The sequence below is a fragment of the Pseudomonas sp. LBUM920 genome, from assembly GCF_003852315.1.
GTDB lineage: Bacteria > Pseudomonadota > Gammaproteobacteria > Pseudomonadales > Pseudomonadaceae > Aquipseudomonas.
The window spans coordinates 6,254,679-6,271,425 of the sequence record NZ_CP027762.1; the positions used below are offsets into that span (position 1 = coordinate 6,254,679).

The following is a 16,747-nucleotide window of genomic DNA, read 5'->3' on the forward strand; positions in this document are numbered from 1 at the left end:
GCTTATTGCACATCATTGCGGCTTACATCTGTTTGCACCGAGGCCTGGCGCAGGGTGCGGAAGAACGGCTCCAGGAACCCTTCCACATACCGCGTGCCCACGCTTGAGAGGTGGTTGTCATCGGTATACAGCGACTGGCCGCCGAGTTCGACGCGACACCACCCATTGGTGTCGCACAGCTTCGGCGCCGGGTCCAGCAGTTGAACACCTGGATCGGCCGCTGCGATCTGCTCAAAGACACCGCTGATGAAGGTTTGGCGCTGCAGGTGTTCGGCCAGGGGCAAGCCTTCGCGGTCGGTCGGGCGCCCCAACATGGCCAAACGGCTAAGCCGGTACGGCACATTGAATTCCTGCAGCGGCACTTCCTTGACCAGCCATACACGATGACCACCGGCGCGTAATTGCTGCACCAAGGTATTCAAACCCTCGCTGAATAGCTGCTCAGCCACGGCACGGTCATATTTCCCCGTCGCCGGGTCATGGATCGACGCACCGGTATCACCGGAACGCTGTCCATACACGTAGAGGCTCCAGCGCGCCACCAGCACCACATCACTGAAGGGCTCGCGCTTGAGCAACTGCGTAACGCGCTCGTTGAACGCCCCGCACCCTGGGGTGTTTTCTTTGCGGTAGAACGGCAGGCAACCGGCGTAGCCCGCCTGGGTGATGCTGAAGTCGTACTGTTTTGAAGCATCGCTCAATGCCGGAATCAGCGCCGAGGCATGGCTGTCGCCCCAGACCAGCGCCTTGGCCGTGGCCGCCTGCGGACCAAAATGGCACAACTCACGGTGCTTGTTTTTCTTGTCGTCCGACAAACAGTTCATAAGCGTGGGACTCCAGGTGTACGCCTGGGCAAATTGCAGCGCCTGAGGCGGCAGCCGCCACGCAAAACCATCCGACCACACCAGGCTCTTGCCGATCAGGCCGAGGCTGACGAGCGCCATGACGCCCGCGGCCAGGATTGCCCGATTGCCCGCCAACAGACGCCGCTCGCGAAAGGGCCCCTCAACGAATCGCCAGGACCCATAGCCCAGTACCAGACTCAGGAAAAACAGGCCCGCAACCTCCACAGGCGCCAGGCCGAAAATGCTGGCGTACTTGCCAAACACCAGCACCGGCCAGTGCCACAGGTACCAGGAATAGGAAATCAGCCCCACGCCCACCAGCACACGGCTACCCAACAACCGGCCTACCAGTGTGCTGTGCTGACCGTTGGCCCAAATAAGCCCCACCACACCCACTACCGGCAACAGCGCTGCAACCCCTGGAAAGGCGGTGCTGGCGTCATAACCCAGTACCGCCACCAGAATCATTCCCAGGCCGATCAAGCTGACCGTCTGCGCCAGCATCGGGCTTGCGCGCTGCGCCCGCGCCGGCATTACCGCCAGCATGGAACCCGCCAACAACTCCCAGGCCCGCATCGGCAGCAGGAAAAAGGCCTTGTCCGGTTCTCGGGACACCGCCCACACGCTGGCAGCAAATGAGGCGAGCATCAGCACAAACAAGGCACCACGCCATTGCTTGAGCCGGCTCGACAGCAGCGCCAGCAAGAGTGGGAAACCGATGTAGAACTGCTCTTCAACCGAAAGCGACCAGGTGTGCAGCATCGGCTTCATATCGGAGGCTGTATCGAAATAGCCGTCCTGCCGCATAAAGAAGAGGTTGGAGATGAAGATCACTTGGTTGTGAATCGAGCGTCCCAGCTCTGAATAGTCCTTGGGCGCCATCAAAAACCAGCCAACCACCAATGACACGAACATCATGACGACCAGTGCCGGCAGGATGCGCCGGGCCCGGCGAGCCCAGAAATCGAGAAAACTGAAACGCCCGGCTTCACGCTCGCGCCAGATAATCGAAGTGATCAGAAACCCTGAAATCACAAAGAACACATCAACGCCAACAAAGCCGCCAGTGACGCCTGGTACTCCAAAATGGAACAGCACAACAGCCAGGACAGCGATGGCACGCAGGCCGTCAATGTCCCTTCGGTAAGCAAGAGCGGTCATAAATCGTAGGTCAGCCTGATTCGAATGGGAATGAGCGTAGCCGCACTCAGTTTTTTTGTTTCTTAACTGACACTATTGTCCTGCAAAGCTCTCTTTCTCAACACAAAAAAATGGCGCCCCGAAGGGCGCCGTTTTTTCGGACCTGGAGCGTCGTGTTACTTACGCTTCATCGACAGGAAGAACTCGTCGTTGGTCTTGGTGGTTTTCAACTTGTCGATCAGGAACTCGATGGCGGCGACTTCGTCCATCGGGTGCAGCAGCTTGCGCAGGATCCACATGCGCTGCAGTTCGTCGTCGGCGGTCAGCAACTCTTCGCGGCGGGTGCCGGAGCGGTTGATGTTGATCGCAGGGAACACACGCTTCTCAGCGATACGACGGTCAAGCGGCAGTTCCATGTTGCCGGTACCCTTGAACTCTTCGTAGATCACTTCGTCCATCTTCGAGCCGGTTTCAACCAGCGCGGTGGCGATAATGGTCAGCGAGCCGCCTTCTTCGATGTTCCGCGCAGCACCGAAGAAACGCTTTGGTTTCTCCAGGGCGTGGGCATCGACACCACCGGTGAGCACTTTGCCGGAGCTTGGGATCACGGTGTTGTAGGCACGGGCCAGACGGGTGATGGAGTCGAGCAGGATCACCACGTCTTTCTTGTGTTCGACCAGGCGCTTGGCCTTCTCGATCACCATTTCGGCAACCTGCACGTGGCGGGTTGGCGGCTCGTCGAACGTGGAGGCAACCACTTCGCCGCGCACAGTGCGCTGCATTTCGGTTACTTCTTCCGGACGCTCATCGATCAGCAACACGATCAGGTGAACTTCCGGGTTGTTACGAGCGATGTTCGCTGCGATGTTCTGCAGCATGATGGTCTTACCGGCTTTCGGCGGTGCGACGATCAGACCGCGCTGGCCTTTACCGATCGGGGCGCACAGGTCGATGACACGACCGGTCAAGTCTTCGGTGGAACCGTTACCGGCTTCCATCTTCATGCGCACAGTCGGGAACAGCGGGGTCAGGTTCTCGAAGAGAATCTTGTTTTTCGCGTTCTCGGGACGGTCGAAGTTGATCGTGTCGACCTTGAGCAGGGCGAAATAACGCTCGCCTTCCTTAGGAGGGCGGATCTTGCCAACGATGGTGTCACCGGTGCGCAAGTTGAAGCGACGGATCTGGCTCGGCGAGACATAGATGTCGTCTGGGCCGGCAAGATAGGAAGCGTCTGCAGAGCGGAGGAAGCCGAAGCCGTCCTGGAGAATCTCCAGCACGCCATCACCGGAGATTTCCTCGCCGCTTTTCGCGTGCTTTTTGAGCAGGGAGAAAATCACGTCCTGCTTGCGCGAACGGGCCATATTTTCTATGCCCATTTCTTCGGCCAATTGGAGCAGGTCGGTAATCGGCTTTTGCTTGAGTTCAGTCAGATTCATATAGGAATGACGTAATCATTTATGGAGGGGGGAAATTAAGCTTTTGGCTTAATGAGGCCGCGCCGCAGAGAAGGCGACAGGATCGCGTACTAATCGAAAAGGAATGCGTCGGCGACGGCTTGCAGGGGGCAGTGGAGAAACCAGTGCGGGGCCGAATGTACCACCTGAGTTTCGGAGCGTCTAGCCCTGTTTCACGAAAAAGCCCCGCAATTTGCGGGGCTTTTTTGACGACGCTTAAATGTTCGCGTCGAGGAAAGCTTGCAGCTGGGACTTGGACAGCGCGCCTACTTTAGTGGCTTCGACGTTGCCGTTCTTGAACAGCATCAGGGTCGGAATACCACGCACGCCGTGCTTGGCCGGAGTCTCCTGGTTATCGTCGATGTTCAGCTTGGCAATGGTCAGCTTGCCGTCGTAGGTGGTTGCAATGTCGTCCAGAACAGGGGCGATCATTTTGCAAGGGCCGCACCATTCAGCCCAGTAGTCAACCAGGACCGGGCCTTGAGCCTTGAGTACTTGTTCCTCAAAGTTCGCGTCGGTGACGTGCTTGATAAGATCGTTGCTCATGGATGTCTCCGGATTGTAAGCAAAAAAAACGTGGCCCATCATAGCCGCCCTTCCCCCGTTCAGGAAGCCGCCTCTGATTGACTCTTGCTATGGTGACGCATGAGTTTGGGTATAGCTCAACTTACGGCGTCACGGGAGTCACGAAGGCAATACCAGTGCGCAATGCCGCATTGCGTACGTGTTCCTGCATGGTTCTCTGGGCTTGCGCACTGGCGCGCCGAGCCAGTGCGCGCAGGATCTTGCGGTGCTCCTGCCATGTTTCCATGGCCCGTTCCGGCCGGATGAACGGTAGTTTCTGGCTCTCCAGAAACACCTCGGCGCTGGCACTCAGGATGCTCACCATCGCCTGATTACCACTGGCCAGCAGAATCCGCTGGTGAAATTCGAAGTCGAGCCGGGCGGCGGCTTCAAAATCGCCGGCCTTGAGCACCTTGCGCATCGCCTCGACATTGTCTTCCAGGCAGTCCAACTCATCGATGCTCAACGTTACGGCCGCCAGCCCGGCGGCAAAACCCTCCAGCGCATAGCGCAACTGGAAGATATCCAGCGGTGTGGCCTGGGCGGCGAAAGGCCAGGCAAAACCCGGCGCCTCCTGCACCTCTTGCACGAACACACCCTTGCCCGGCTGCACGCTGACCACGCCCAGCGCACTCAAGGACGACAACGCCTCGCGCAGCGATGCCCGACTCACGCCCAACTGCACCGCCAGGTCGCGCTGTGAGGGCAACGCATCGCCCGCTGCAAAGCCCTGCTCCTTGATCAGTTTGCGGATGGCCTGCAGGGCCGCTTCCGGTACGGCTTGGGCGATGGAATTCATATAAAACTCATAGTTCCAGACAACTGAGCGGCTAGTTGTAAAGCTATTCGCAGCCGGCGGCAAGCCACGCCCCAAAGGGGCTCGCGGGCTTTTACCGGCGCTCGAAAAAGGTGCGAAATGCGCACGCACTGTTCAGACCAGTAAGACCACCGCACCTCAACAAATCCCGGCCTTGCAGGCAATACCAGCAGTGATGGCATGGGCTGTGCACTGAGCAAAATCAGAAAATCCCTTCGCCCTTTTCGGAGAGTCGCCATGACCAAGCGCTACAGCGCCCTGCTCACTGCCCTGTTTGCCAGCCTGATGCTGAGCCAGGCACCCGCCCAGGCCAATGGTCTGGACGACATTGTCGCCCGTGGCACCCTCAAGGTCGCCGTGCCTCAAGACTTCCCGCCGTTCGGCTCGGTCGGTCCGGACATGAAGCCCCGCGGCCTGGACATCGACACCGCCAAGCTGCTGGCTGACCAGCTCAAGGTCAAGCTGGAGCTGACGCCGGTCAACAGCACCAACCGCATTCCATTCCTCACCACCGGCAAGGTCGACCTGGTGATTTCCAGCCTGGGCAAAAACGCCGAGCGGGAAAAAGTCATCGATTTCTCCAAGGCCTATGCGCCCTTCTACCTGGCGGTGTTTGGTCCGCCTGATGCGCCGATCAGCACCACTGACGACCTCAAGGGCAAGACCATCAGCGTGACCCGCGGCGCCATCGAAGACATCGAGTTGACCGCCGTAGCGCCCAAGGAAGCCACGATCAAGCGCTTCGAAGACAACAACTCGACCATCGCCGCCTACCTGGCCGGCCAGGTCGACCTGATCGCCAGTGGCAACGTGGTGATGGTGGCAATCAGCGAGCGCAACCCGAAACGCGTGCCGGCGCTGAAAGTGAAACTCAAGGACTCGCCGGTCTACGTGGGCGTGAACAAGAACGAGCCGGCGCTGCTGGAGAAGGTCAACCAGATCCTGGTAGCGGCCAAAGCCGATGGCAGCCTGGAGAAAAATGCGATGCAGTGGCTTAAAGAGCCGCTGCCCGCCGACCTTTAAAGCGACGGAGCTGATTCATGGCGTATCAATTTGACTTTATGCCTGTGCTCGCCAACACCGACCTGCTGTTGCGCGGTGCGCTGTTCACGCTTGAGCTGACGGCCATCGGCGCGATCCTCGGGGTGGCCCTGGGCACCGTCGGCGCCGTGGTGCGGGCGTGGAAGATCCAGCCGTTTGCGTGGTTCTTCGGTGTGTATGTCGAGTTGATCCGCAACACGCCGTTTCTGGTGCAGCTGTTCTTCATCTTCTTTGGCCTGCCCTCGCTGGGGTTGAAAATCACCGAATGGCAAGCCGCCGTGCTGGCGATGGTGATCAACCTGGGGGCCTACTCGACCGAGATCATTCGCGCCGGCATCCAGGCCATCCCTCGCGGCCAGCTGGAAGCCGCCGCCGCACTGGCAATGACGCGTTTCGAAGCGTTCCGCCACGTGGTGCTGCTGCCGGCGCTGGGCAAGGTGTGGCCGGCCCTGAGCAGCCAGATCATCATCGTGATGCTCGGCTCGGCCGTGTGTTCGCAGATCGCCACCGAAGAGCTGAGCTTTGCCGCCAACTTTATTCAGTCGCGCAACTTCCGCGCCTTTGAGACCTACGCACTGACCACGCTGGTGTACCTGTGCATGGCGTTGATGATTCGCCAGTTGCTCAACTGGATTGGCCGGCGGTTTGTGATGAGGAACAGCCGATGAGTGATTTTTCGTTCTGGGACATCGTGCGCAACCTGGCTGTTGGCCTGCAATGGACCCTGTTGCTGTCGCTGGTGGCGTTTGTCGGCGGCGGCCTGATCGGTTTGCTGGTGATGACCATGCGCATCAGCCGCAAAGCCTTCGCGCGCAATGTTGCGCGCACCTATATCGAACTGTTCCAGGGCACGCCGCTGTTGATGCAACTGTTCCTGGTGTTTTTCGGCATTGCCCTGCTGGGTGTGGATATTTCGCCCTGGCTGGCAGCGGCAATCGCCTTGACCCTGTTTACCAGCGCCTACCTGGCCGAGATCTGGCGCGGCTGCGTCGAATCCATCGCCCATGGGCAATGGGAAGCGTCGGCCAGCCTGGCGCTCAACCCGCTTGAACAACTGCGCTACGTGATCCTGCCCCAAGCGCTGCGGATTGCCGTGGCGCCCACGGTGGGTTTCTCGGTGCAGGTGGTCAAAGGCACCGCCGTGACGTCGATCATCGGCTTTACCGAACTGACCAAGACCGGCGGCATGCTCGCCAACGCCACCTTCGAACCCTTTATGGTCTACGGCCTGGTGGCCCTCGGTTACTTCCTGCTCTGCTACCCCTTGTCCCTCAGTGCCCGCTACCTGGAAAGGAGACTGCATGCCTCTGCTTAGAATTTCCGCCCTGCATAAGTATTACGGCGATCACCACGTACTCAAAGGCATCGACCTGACCGTGGAAGAGGGCCAGGTGGTGGCGATCATCGGCCGCAGTGGCTCGGGCAAGTCCACCTTGCTGCGCACCCTCAATGGCCTGGAATCGATCAACGACGGTGTGATCGAAGTCGATGGCGAATACCTCGATGCCGCGCGCGCCGACCTGCGCAGCCTGCGGCAGAAAGTCGGCATGGTGTTCCAGCAGTTCAACCTGTTCCCGCACCTGACGGTGGGCGAAAACGTCATGCTCGCGCCGCAAGTGGTGCAGAAAGTGCCCAAGGCCAAAGCCGCACAGCTTGCCAGGCAGATGCTGGAGCGCGTCGGGCTGGGCGAGAAGTTCGACGCCTTCCCGGATCGCCTGTCCGGTGGCCAGCAACAGCGCGTCGCGATTGCGCGTGCACTGGCCATGTCACCCAAGGTGCTGCTGTGCGACGAAATCACCTCGGCCCTGGACCCTGAACTGGTCAATGAAGTGCTCAGCGTGGTGCGTCAACTGGCCAACGACGGCATGACCCTGATCATGGTGACCCACGAAATGCGCTTCGCCCGGGAAGTCGGCGACAAACTGGTGTTCATGCACCAAGGCAAAGTGCATGAGGTGGGCGACCCCAAGACACTGTTCGCCAACCCAAAAACGCCGGAATTCGCCAACTTCATTGGCTCAGTGGAACAACCGGGCTGACCAGTTCGAAACTGCCCTGCCCTTCAAGGTGCGTCTCGCTACGCACCTGGAAGGCGTCGGCAGCCAGGTCGGTGTCGATATCGACCTGGGCCGTGAATTGACGCCCTGCCCTCGGCCCCCCGGCCACTCGCGCTATCAACGTCTGGCCGGGCAACAGGTGCCCGCTGACCGTCTCGCCGGCTGAGTGCGCGGGCGCCCAGCCGACGGCTTGTCCATCTAAACGCGCGTGTTTGAGGTTCAGGCGGAAATGCCCCTGGCGCCCGAAACGAAAGCTCTCGCCATCGGCCGCCACGCCGACAAAACGCAACGCGATTGCCGCGGGCTCAGCACACAGTACATTCACGCTCAACGAGCGAGTGCCGAGCGCCATGGACGTGCTTTCAACAAGCGCCTCTCTGCGAATAGCGCCGTAGTCTATGCGCGGCTGGCTCACCGATAACCGGCAATTTTCCGCCCGGGCATCAGGCGTCGCGAGCAGTGCGCAGAGCATTAGCAAAGGCACGCTTTTAAGCTTAACGGCCATGGCACACCGCCGAGGTGGTTTCATAGAACTTGTCATTGTCGGGTTGGCTCTTGAGGTCAATGCGTAGCAGGCAGGTAGAAGCGTCCGGCAATGAAACACGCAGGCTTTGCGCCTCATTGACGTCATTGAGGAACACCATGCCCTCGCCCACCACGCTGGTCACGAAGCGATCGCCCGTGCCGAACACCGAGGCGCCTTGAGGCAATGGCCGGCCATGCTGATCCTTTGCGGTGAGCAAAATACGGCGCACTTTCACCACATCGAAATCCACGGCATTGAAGGATCCACGGCCCGCCGTGAGCACCTGTGTGCCGTTTTTCAGGTCGACGCGCCTGGGCAAGGACGGGGTCTGCACCTCAACCCGGCTGTTGGTATAAGCCGGCAGGCCTGCGATCACGGCTTGCCCGCTGAAATCGGTCCACACCGGGCCTTGGGGGGTCTGGACTTTTGCCGCGCCGATATCCCCGACAGAGACGATGCCGAAGGTGTCCTGCACGGGGTAAGGCGAAAAGGTCAGCCCGCCTGCGTGAGCCACCACGCCGCCTTGCAACTGCCCGGTGTAACTGGTGCCCTGCGGGTCGCGGCTGACACCCAGGCCGACCCGGGTATAACGAGGCAGCAGGTCCACCTGCCCGCGCACCGATGCCTGCCGGGCCTTGAGGTCGCGCTCGACGCCCACTTCGTAATTCACATACTCGTTGACCCGTTCGCTGAGCGACGTGCCGGCGGTGAACTGATCACTGCGACGACTGGTGTAACTGTGCACACGACGCTCCCCACCCAATGGCACGCTGACCTGCAACCGCACGGACAAATCGTTGTCCAGCGCCCGTTCGCGCCGGTTGCCGGCACGCGTGACGTCACGATCAGACCGAGTGCCGCCCACTTGCGAGTCGGCAATCAACGCGACATCGGCGCGGCTGAATGACTTGTTCCACGAGGTGAACACATGCTCGCTCGTTCGCCCGTCAAATTGGGCACTGCGGGTATAGCCCAGCGAGAACACCCCCAGCGTGGGGTCGGCCCAGCTCATGCCTGCCGTGTACTGGTTCTTGAAGCGCGAACCCAATTCGTCGGGCCGGGAGACGCGGCCGGCTTCAGTGACCTCACGATAACCCTGGGTCTGGGTGGTCGCACTGAGGTTGACGTCAACATTGGGCAGCACCGGGCTGCTCACGGAGACGCTGCTGCGCGACCCGGACACTGCGTTTTTGCTGTCTCGCGACAAGTTGTGACGTGCCCCCACGGAAACCCGCTGCACAAACACGCTGTTCAGGGTGACGCCCGCCGACCCATAGTCATCGGCGCTCAACAAGCCAAAGCCCGCCGACGAGTCGCGCCCCAGCCCCCATGTGCCGCTGGCCATGGCGACCCGCGGTGATGGCCCCTCTTCGAGGGTGTTTTTGCGCAACTTGCCAACCGAGAAATAATAACCAGGCGCCGCCGGACCAGCCCCCGCGAACGAAGCCGCCGGCACCACGAAGCTGCGCCTGACACCGCGCACATCGATCACGCTGACGTCCAGGTCACTGGTGTCATTGAGCAGCGGCAACCCCGCAAGCCTGAACGGGCCTTCAGGCACCAACGTGCTGTAGATCAACGCACCGGACTGGCGCACTTCAACCCGCGACTGGCTCTGGGCGAGCCCTTCAACCACCGCATGGTTGCCGCCCGCAGCGGCACGCGATTGGCCATCGGGGTAAAACTGCAGCCCGGACAACTGGACCCCGCCAAACAACGGGTTATGGCTGGAGATCTGGCCGACCTGGAACGTCGACTGCAACGCAGCAATATCCCGCTGGGCAAACGCGTAAAGGTGTTCGGTACGGGTCTTGCCGTTGTCGGACACATAGAACTGGCGGCTGCGGACCACCCAATCGTCAAGGTTGAAGCCTGCCTCGGTGTAGGCCGAGATGAACCGGCTGGGCCCACTGCGCGAATGACTGTCCAAACCCAGCACGTCATAGTTGAACAGCGCGGCTGCGCCGCCCGTGGAAAAGGGCCCGGCCTCCCACTGCGGCGCACGCAATGACTGGGTCGGCACAACCAGCGTCACTTCCTCGGTACCGGGGCGCAACCTCAGCATTGTGGTCGGGAACGCAGCGAGAAAGTCATGACAGGCCGCGTCCGGTGTAGCGCCTTCGTGGAGGATGTCGCGCGGCTTTACCAGCCCGGCTTTTTCCAGCAGCCCAGGCGTAAAACACAATCGACCCTCGTGATCGAAACGTGCATCTACCAGCCCAAGCGGGTTTCCATTGACCCGCAGGCCCACCACGTGCACGCCTTCACGAAAGCGCGCTGCACTGCGAAAGTAGTCGGAGACCTTGGGGTCAATACCGTGGGTTGTCAGTGCCGCGAGGTCAAACCCCTCTCCCAGCTCCAGCGCAGAAACAACGCCGGGCAAGCTCCAAAGGGCTGCAAAACCCATGATCAAGGTGGGCCTGCCGGGCCTAAAAAATGCCGCAATGCGGTGACTCGAAGGGTTAATCATCGGCCGATCAACCCTCATCGGTAAGGATCGGGGCGCGGTAGTTTTCTACCGAAAACCCATAGACCGTGGCGGGCTGGATCTCGACCTCGGCCACACCGTCCAGTGGGCCATCGACCTCTGCGGTCAATGCTTCACCCGGCAAAAGGTAAGCGCGCGGCAACGTGGCCGGGGCGCCTTGTGGAAGCAGGCGCACCTCCGGCGCCAGGCGCACCACATAGGCACTGTCGTTATGGGCCGTGAGGCCCTGCCCGGTCCGCTTCCACGTCAGCAACTCCCAGGGGGTTGAGTGCCGAGGCAAACCTTTGGGGTGCAGGATCAGCGGCAAATTCTGCCGAAGGGTGATACCGATGGTCGCACCGCCCGCCGTGCGCGCCTGGGGGATGCCCTCGAACGACACACGCTTGAGGCGTTGGGTCTTGAGCGGCTCACCCTGAGTGCTGATAAAACGCACCAACTGCGTGTCGCCCGCCTCCACTCGTGTGATGGGCGGTGTAACGATCAACAGCAGTTGCGGGTCCTCGGGCACGTTCTCCACCACCGAGTGAAGCAACGCCGGCCCGGCATCGGTGTTCTTGATGTTTATTGTGGCCTCGCCCTCTTCCTCATAAAGCACCACGACCGTTGTTTCCGGCAGCATGCCGTCCGCCAGGGCAACACCGGTAAAAAAACCACAGGCACCTGCACTCCAAAACAACATAAAACTTATTATTGAAAACCCACGCACTCGACGTCCCCCGCAACCGACAAAGTTGACCTTGGGCAGTTAAACGCCCACAAAAAAACAGCCAACCAGAAAGTGTCAGTTTCTTGATTGGCTGTTTTGCGCTGTTTAGATGTAACTCAATACCAGTGTGGCGCGCCCATCAAGGGAGACATCGCGACTCAAGTCCAGATCCTGCGCCCGGTTGATGACCGCCTTCACCGCAAGAGTGCCGGTCAACTGGTTGATAGAGGCCGGCGTAAAGGTGGTGCTATTGCGCCACGAATACTGGGCAGGTGACTGAGCAACTTTGCCATCGCTGGTGAGCCAAACGCCGGTGCCATTACGCAGGATGGGGTACAGCGCCACGCCGGCAGAACGTAGGTCCCTGAGCGTGACCGAATAGCCACCGGTTCGCCGAGTCCCTACAGAACCCAAACCAAAATTCTGCGCCTCGGTAAAGCCTGGACCCAGGACACCCGGCACTTTGCTGCCCGCCTGCAGGTCGGTGAAGGAGATTCCGAACCTCGCCGGCGTTGTGCCGCAATTGACCACCAGGGAAGTGGTCTTCTCTTCGCGGGTGTTGAACGCGGTCTGGGATAATTCGCCGGAGCGAATCGTGCCGTAGTCGATGATGCCGCTGCCGGCGAGGCTGAGGTTACAGGCAGCGGGAGTAATCGTGCCCCTGACGACCAATTGGGCACTGGTGGTCGCCTGAGCGTTGAGGGTTGCAGCCAGGCAGGCCATACCGAGAGTCAAACCAACAATTGTTTTCATTTTTGTCCTGTCACTACGAAGTTAACAGGCATTGTTTATTCGCGTCCTGGCGAATCCATCGCCCAACCACTTATCTTCCCGGACATACATAACGATAAATAAATAACACCCAGGCAACATTGCCGAGTGACAGTCTGCTGCTTTGGTACCTCATTAAAAAATCGGACAACACATCAGTTATTGTCGGAGTGATGAAAATAAATAGTGGCTCACAGTTAATAACAAGGTAGTCCATAACAAAACAAACTAAGAGAACAGCGACTCAATCATTGTAGGCAAATTCAGAATCCGCCTTGAAAACCACGAACGTCAAAATGCCTACATCATTGAATGGCTTATTCGTCGCATGCTTACGAAACCGGCCTACATTTCCCACATGAATTCCCCACAGACAGCATCACGCAAATTACTGAAGCACAACGCGTTGGCGCCAGCGTTCGATCGTGGCACGATGGTCAGGTTATCGACCGAGACCCCCAAACCATGCCGCAATCCCAAGCCAAGAATCTGTCCTTGATCGCCGCTATCGACCTGGGCTCCAACAGCTTTCACATGGTCGTGGCCAAGGCCCAGAACGGCGAAATCCGCATCCTTGAGCGGCTCGGCGAAAAAGTGCAACTGGCTGCCGGGATCGACGACGAGCGCCAGCTCAATGAAGAATCCATGCAGCGCGGGCTCGATTGCCTCAAGCGCTTTGCCCAACTGATCAACGGCATGCCCCTGGGCGCTGTGCGAATCGTTGGCACCAACGCCTTGCGTGAAGCCCGCAACCGCGGCGAGTTCATCCGCCGCGCCGAAGCAATCCTCGGGCATCCGGTAGAGGTCATTTCGGGCCGCGAAGAAGCGCGCCTGATCTACCTCGGCGTCTCCCACACCCTGGCCGACACCCCGGGCAAACGCCTGGTGGCGGACATCGGCGGCGGCAGTACCGAATTCATCATCGGCCAGCGTTTCGAACCGCTGCTGCGCGAAAGCCTGCAGATGGGTTGCGTCAGTTATACCCAGCGTTATTTCAAGGACGGCAAGATCACCCCGGCGCGCTATGCCCAGGCCTACACCGCGGCGCGTCTGGAAATCATGAGCATCGAACACGCCCTGCATCGCTTGACCTGGGATGAAGCCATCGGCTCGTCCGGCACCATCCGCGCGATCGGCCTGGCCCTCAAAGCCGGCGGCCATGGCACCGGTGAGGTCAACGCCGAAGGCCTGGCCTGGCTCAAGCGCAAACTGTTCAAGCTGGGCGACGCAGAGAAAATCGACTTTGACGGCATCAAGCCTGATCGGCGCACCATTTTCCCGGCCGGCCTGGCGATTCTCGAGGCGATTTTCGACGCCCTCGAACTGCAACGCATGGACCACTGCGACGGCGCGCTGCGCGAAGGCGTGCTCTATGACCTGCTGGGCCGCCATCACCATGAAGACGTGCGTGAGCGCACCCTCAGCTCGTTGATGGAGCGTTATCACGTCGACCTGGAACAAGCCGCGCGCGTGGAGCGCAAGGCCCTGCATGCCTTCGACCAGGTGGCCGAGGACTGGGACCTGGCAGACGGCGTGTGGCGCGAGCTGCTCGGCTGGGCTGCCAAGGTGCATGAAGTGGGCCTGGACATCGCCCACTACCATTACCACAAGCATGGCGCCTACCTGATCGAGCACTCGGACCTCGCCGGTTTCTCGCGCGAAGACCAACAGATGCTCGCCCTGCTGGTGCGTGGCCATCGCCGCAACATTCCCAAGGACAAGTTTGCCGACTTCGGCAGCGAAGGCAGCAAGCTGATTCGCCTGTGCGTGCTGCTGCGCTTTGCAATCCTGTTCCACCACATTCGCGGCACCCAGGAAATGCCCCAGGTCACCCTGCGCGCCCACGGCGACAGCCTGGATGTGGTGTTCCCCAAAGGCTGGCTGGATGAAAACCAGCTGACCCAGGCGGATTTTGCCCAGGAAGCGGAATGGCTGACGCGGGTGGGGTTCAGCCTGAACCTGCGCTGAGCCGATCTAAAGAACACTGCACAAACACATGTGGGAGGGGGCTTGCCCCCGATGGCGGAGGACCAGTCAATGAATCTGTTGACTGACACTCCTTCATCGGGGGCAAGCCCCCTCCCACATTTTCAGAGCGCGTTGGCTTTAGTTCACCGCAAGAATCGGGCTACCCAGCTTTTCCAGCAACGTCGCCTGCGCACTGCGCGGGTTCTGGTTGCCGGTCGGCGTGTTGCGCACGTAGCGGCCGTCCGACTGCAGGCTCCAGCTGTGGGTGTTGTCAGTGAGGTAGCTTTCCAGCTCTTTCTTGACGCGCATGATCAACTTCTTGCCTTCCACCGGGAAGCAGGTCTCTACACGCTTATCGAGGTTTCGCTCCATCCAGTCGGCACTGGAGAGGAACATCTGCTCTTCGCCGCCGTTGAGGAAGTAGAACACCCGCGTGTGCTCCAGGAAGCGCCCGATGATCGATCGCACGTGGATGTTATGCGAAACCCCGGCGATGCCCGGACGCAGGCAGCACATGCCACGCACCACCAGGTCGATGCGCACACCGGACTGGCTGGCCTTGTACAGCGCGCGGATGATCTTCGGATCGGTCAGCGAGTTGAACTTGGCGATGATGTGCGCCGGTTTGCCGTCGAGGGCGAACTGAGTCTCGCGGGCAATCATGTCGAGCATGCCCTTTTTGAGCGTGAACGGCGCGTGCAGCAGCTTCTTCATGCGCAAGGTCTTGCCCATGCCGATCAACTGGCTGAACAACTTGCCGACGTCTTCACACAACGCGTCGTCTGAGGTCAGCAGGCTGTAGTCGGTGTAGAGCTTGGCGTTGCCGGCGTGGTAGTTGCCAGTGCCCAAGTGCGCGTAACGCACAATCTCGCCGGCTTCGCGGCGCAGGATCAGCATCATCTTGGCGTGGGTCTTGAAACCGACCACGCCGTAGATCACCACGGCACCGGCCGCTTGCAGGCGGCTGGCCAGTTGCAGGTTGGACTCTTCGTCAAAACGCGCACGCAACTCGATCACCGCGGTGACTTCCTTGCCGTTTCGCGCGGCGTCTACCAGTGCGTCGACGATTTCCGAGTTGGCGCCGGAACGGTACAGCGTCTGGCGCACAGCCAGAACATGCGGGTCCTTGGCGGCCTGGCGCAGCAGGTCGACCACCGGGGTGAACGACTCGAACGGGTGCAGCAGCAGAATGTCCTGCTTGCTCACCACGCTGAAGATGTTCTCGCTGTTTTGCAGCAATTTCGGGATCTGCGGCGTGAACGGCGTGTATTGCAGCTCGGGGTGGCTGTCCAGACCGGTGATGCTGAACAGGCGCGTCAGGTTGACCGGGCCATTGACCTGGTACAACTCGGACTCGGCCAGGTTGAACTGCTTGAGCAGGTAGTCCGACAGGTGTTTAGGGCAGGTGTCTGCCACTTCCAGACGCACCGCGTCGCCGTAGCGGCGCGAGAACAGCTCACCGCGCAGGGCGCGGGCCAAGTCTTCGACGTCTTCGGAATCCAGCGCCAGGTCGGCGTTACGGGTCAGGCGGAACTGGTAGCAGCCCTTTACCTTCATGCCCTGGAACAGGTCATCTGCGTGCGCGTGGATCATCGACGACAGGAATACATAGTTGTCGCCAGCGCCCCCCACCTCTTCCGGTACCTTGATGATTCGTGGCAACAGACGCGGCGCCGGGATGATCGCCAGGCCCGAATCGCGGCCGAAGGCGTCGATGCCTTCCAGTTCGACGATGAAGTTCAGGCTCTTGTTCACCAGCAGCGGGAACGGGTGCGTCGGGTCCAGACCAATCGGGGTGATGATCGGCGAAATTTCGTCTCGGAAGTAACGGCGCACCCAAGTCTTGATCTTGGTGGTCCAGTGCCGGCGACGAATGAAGCGGACCTGATGTTTTTCCAGCTCCGGCAACAGGATGTCGTTGAGGATCGCGTATTGGCGGTCCACGTGGCCGTGCACCAGCTCGCTGATGCGCGCCAGGGCCTGGTGCGGCTGCAGGCCGTCGGCGCCCGCTTGTTCGCGGGCGAAGGTGATTTGCTTCTTGAGGCCGGCGACGCGGATCTCGAAGAACTCGTCCAGGTTGCTGGAGAAAATCAGCAGGAATTTCAGCCGTTCCAGCAGCGGATAGGACTCATCCAGCGCCTGCTCGAGCACGCGGATGTTGAATTGCAGTTGTGACAGCTCGCGGTGGATGTACAGGCTGCTGTCATCCAGGTTGGTCACCGCGACCACTGGCGCCGGCGCGGGGGCCTCGGCCACCACGGCAGGCGGTGCGGGCTCCAGCTCCGGCGGCGTTTCGGTGACTTGTTCCACCACCGGGTGAGCGTCTTTTACGGCAACTTCTGAGAGTCCTTCGGTATTCATTGAGTGTTC

At 60.3% G+C, this 16,747-nt stretch carries 14 protein-coding genes; 5 read left to right on the forward strand and 9 right to left on the reverse strand.

Annotated features, from left to right (window positions below; all coding sequences use genetic code 11):
- Positions 1 to 2: 2 nt before the first annotated feature.
- The 4 genes from C4J83_RS29140 to C4J83_RS29155 all read right to left on the reverse strand — a co-directional run bounded on the left by C4J83_RS29140 (position 3) and on the right by C4J83_RS29155 (position 4,802).
- Positions 3 to 2,006: an acyltransferase family protein gene (locus C4J83_RS29140; RefSeq protein WP_124418719.1), complete on the reverse strand. Its 2,004-nt coding sequence runs from the start codon at positions 2,004 to 2,006 to the stop codon at positions 3 to 5.
- Positions 2,007 to 2,161: 155 nt separating this feature from the next.
- Positions 2,162 to 3,421 (reverse strand): transcription termination factor Rho, encoded by a 1,260-nt coding sequence (gene rho / locus C4J83_RS29145; protein WP_003176825.1) that lies wholly within the window; start codon positions 3,419 to 3,421, stop codon positions 2,162 to 2,164.
- Positions 3,422 to 3,655: 234 nt separating this feature from the next.
- A complete protein-coding gene (gene trxA, locus C4J83_RS29150) occupies positions 3,656 to 3,985 on the reverse strand; it encodes a thioredoxin TrxA (protein WP_106575789.1) in 330 nt (109 codons plus the stop codon).
- A 121-nt stretch (positions 3,986 to 4,106) separates the two neighbouring features.
- Complete coding sequence (locus C4J83_RS29155) at positions 4,107 to 4,802, reverse strand: FadR/GntR family transcriptional regulator (protein ID WP_124418720.1); 696 nt, start codon at positions 4,800 to 4,802, stop codon at positions 4,107 to 4,109.
- A gap of 255 nt (positions 4,803 to 5,057) precedes the next feature.
- Between C4J83_RS29155 and C4J83_RS29160 the strand changes: the two genes are divergently transcribed.
- Genes C4J83_RS29160 through C4J83_RS29175 form a run of 4 tightly spaced genes read left to right on the forward strand, consistent with a single transcriptional unit; the run spans position 5,058 to position 7,900 of the window.
- The gene (locus tag C4J83_RS29160; protein ID WP_106575791.1) at positions 5,058 to 5,843 is read left to right on the forward strand and encodes a transporter substrate-binding domain-containing protein; all 786 of its coding nucleotides are present in this window, start codon (positions 5,058 to 5,060) and stop codon (positions 5,841 to 5,843) included.
- A gap of 17 nt (positions 5,844 to 5,860) precedes the next feature.
- Positions 5,861 to 6,529, forward strand: a complete 669-nt coding sequence (locus tag C4J83_RS29165; protein WP_064454658.1) for an amino acid ABC transporter permease — start codon at positions 5,861 to 5,863, stop codon at positions 6,527 to 6,529.
- Complete coding sequence (locus tag C4J83_RS29170; RefSeq protein ID WP_106575792.1) at positions 6,526 to 7,176, forward strand: amino acid ABC transporter permease; 651 nt, start codon at positions 6,526 to 6,528, stop codon at positions 7,174 to 7,176. Before C4J83_RS29165 ends, C4J83_RS29170 begins: the two co-directional genes overlap by 4 nt.
- Positions 7,163 to 7,900 (forward strand): amino acid ABC transporter ATP-binding protein, encoded by a 738-nt coding sequence (locus C4J83_RS29175; RefSeq protein ID WP_106575793.1) that lies wholly within the window; start codon positions 7,163 to 7,165, stop codon positions 7,898 to 7,900. Before C4J83_RS29170 ends, C4J83_RS29175 begins: the two co-directional genes overlap by 14 nt.
- Here C4J83_RS29175 and C4J83_RS29180 read toward each other — a convergent pair.
- From C4J83_RS29180 to C4J83_RS29195, 4 genes are all read right to left on the reverse strand, one after another.
- A complete protein-coding gene (locus C4J83_RS29180) occupies positions 7,872 to 8,270 on the reverse strand; it encodes a DUF1120 domain-containing protein (RefSeq protein ID WP_305955564.1) in 399 nt (132 codons plus the stop codon). The two genes, C4J83_RS29175 and C4J83_RS29180, sit on opposite strands and share 29 nt — an antisense overlap.
- A 142-nt stretch (positions 8,271 to 8,412) precedes the next feature.
- Entirely contained in the window at positions 8,413 to 10,851 is a 2,439-nt protein-coding gene (locus C4J83_RS29185) for a fimbria/pilus outer membrane usher protein (RefSeq protein WP_256660636.1), read from the reverse strand.
- A gap of 70 nt (positions 10,852 to 10,921) precedes the next feature.
- Entirely contained in the window at positions 10,922 to 11,611 is a 690-nt protein-coding gene (locus tag C4J83_RS29190; RefSeq protein ID WP_124418723.1) for a fimbria/pilus chaperone family protein, read from the reverse strand.
- Between the two features lie 132 nt (positions 11,612 to 11,743).
- On the reverse strand, positions 11,744 to 12,391 hold the full coding sequence (locus tag C4J83_RS29195; protein ID WP_124418724.1) for a DUF1120 domain-containing protein: 648 nt from the start codon (positions 12,389 to 12,391) through the stop codon (positions 11,744 to 11,746).
- Between the two features lie 483 nt (positions 12,392 to 12,874).
- Here C4J83_RS29195 and ppx point away from each other — a divergent pair, with 483 nt between their 5' ends.
- Complete coding sequence (gene ppx / locus C4J83_RS29200) at positions 12,875 to 14,377, forward strand: exopolyphosphatase (RefSeq protein WP_106576072.1); 1,503 nt, start codon at positions 12,875 to 12,877, stop codon at positions 14,375 to 14,377.
- 138 nt (positions 14,378 to 14,515) lie between these two features.
- Here ppx and ppk1 read toward each other — a convergent pair whose 3' ends face one another.
- Complete coding sequence (ppk1, locus tag C4J83_RS29205) at positions 14,516 to 16,738, reverse strand: polyphosphate kinase 1 (protein ID WP_106575798.1); 2,223 nt, start codon at positions 16,736 to 16,738, stop codon at positions 14,516 to 14,518.
- Positions 16,739 to 16,747 lie beyond the last annotated feature (9 nt).